This is a genomic window from Rossellomorea sp. ABR4_012 (assembly GCF_056159545.1).
In genome coordinates, this window is sequence record NZ_JBSWVK010000012.1 from 1 (window position 1) to 1,390 (window position 1,390).

1 rRNA gene is annotated in these 1,390 nt (G+C 53.9%); it reads left to right on the forward strand.

The annotated features are described in order from the left end of the window. Positions 1-1,376, forward strand: a 23S ribosomal RNA gene (locus ACXAFV_RS22515); the annotation flags it as partial. Between the last annotated feature and the right edge of the window lie 14 nt (positions 1,377-1,390).

A 1,390-nucleotide genomic window follows, 5' to 3' on the forward strand; every position in this document is an offset into this window, starting at 1 on the left:
GAAGGCTGAGCTGTGATAGCGAGCGAATTATAGTAGCGAAGTTCCTGATTCCACACTGCCAAGAAAAGCCTCTAGCGAGGAAAAAGGTGCCCGTACCGCAAACCGACACAGGTAGGCGAGGAGAGAATCCTAAGGTGAGCGAGAGAACTCTCGTTAAGGAACTCGGCAAAATGACCCCGTAACTTCGGGAGAAGGGGTGCTCTTTGAGGTGCATAGCCTCGAAGAGCCGCAGTGAATAGGCCCAGGCGACTGTTTAGCAAAAACACAGGTCTCTGCGAAGCCGTAAGGCGAAGTATAGGGGCTGACGCCTGCCCGGTGCTGGAAGGTTAAGAGGAGTGCTTAGCGCAAGCGAAGGTGCGAATCGAAGCCCCAGTAAACGGCGGCCGTAACTATAACGGTCCTAAGGTAGCGAAATTCCTTGTCGGGTAAGTTCCGACCCGCACGAAAGGCGTAACGATCTGGGCACTGTCTCAACGAGAGACTCGGTGAAATTATAGTACCTGTGAAGATGCAGGTTACCCGCGACAGGACGGAAAGACCCCGTGGAGCTTTACTGTAGCCTGATATTGAATTTTGGTACAGCTTGTACAGGATAGGTAGGAGCCTTGGAAGCCGGAGCGCCAGCTTCGGTGGAGGCGTTGGTGGGATACTACCCTGGCTGTATTGAAATTCTAACCCGCGCCCCTTATCGGGGTGGGAGACAGTGTCAGGTGGGCAGTTTGACTGGGGCGGTCGCCTCCTAAAGAGTAACGGAGGCGCCCAAAGGTTCCCTCAGAATGGTTGGAAATCATTCGCAGAGTGTAAAGGCACAAGGGAGCTTGACTGCGAGACCTACAAGTCGAGCAGGGACGAAAGTCGGGCTTAGTGATCCGGTGGTTCCGCATGGAAGGGCCATCGCTCAACGGATAAAAGCTACCCCGGGGATAACAGGCTTATCTCCCCCAAGAGTCCACATCGACGGGGAGGTTTGGCACCTCGATGTCGGCTCATCGCATCCTGGGGCTGTAGTCGGTCCCAAGGGTTGGGCTGTTCGCCCATTAAAGCGGTACGCGAGCTGGGTTCAGAACGTCGTGAGACAGTTCGGTCCCTATCCGTCGTGGGCGCAGGAAATTTGAGAGGAGCTGTCCTTAGTACGAGAGGACCGGGATGGACGCACCGCTGGTGTACCAGTTGTCTTGCCAAAGGCATCGCTGGGTAGCTATGTGCGGAAGGGATAAGTGCTGAAAGCATCTAAGCATGAAGCCCCCCTCGAGATGAGATTTCCCATCACTTTATGTGAGTAAGATCCCTAGAAGATGACTAGGTAGATAGGTCAGAGGTGGAAGCATGGTGACATGTGGAGCTGACTGATACTAATCGATCGAGGACTTAACCACAAAGAGTCATTTTT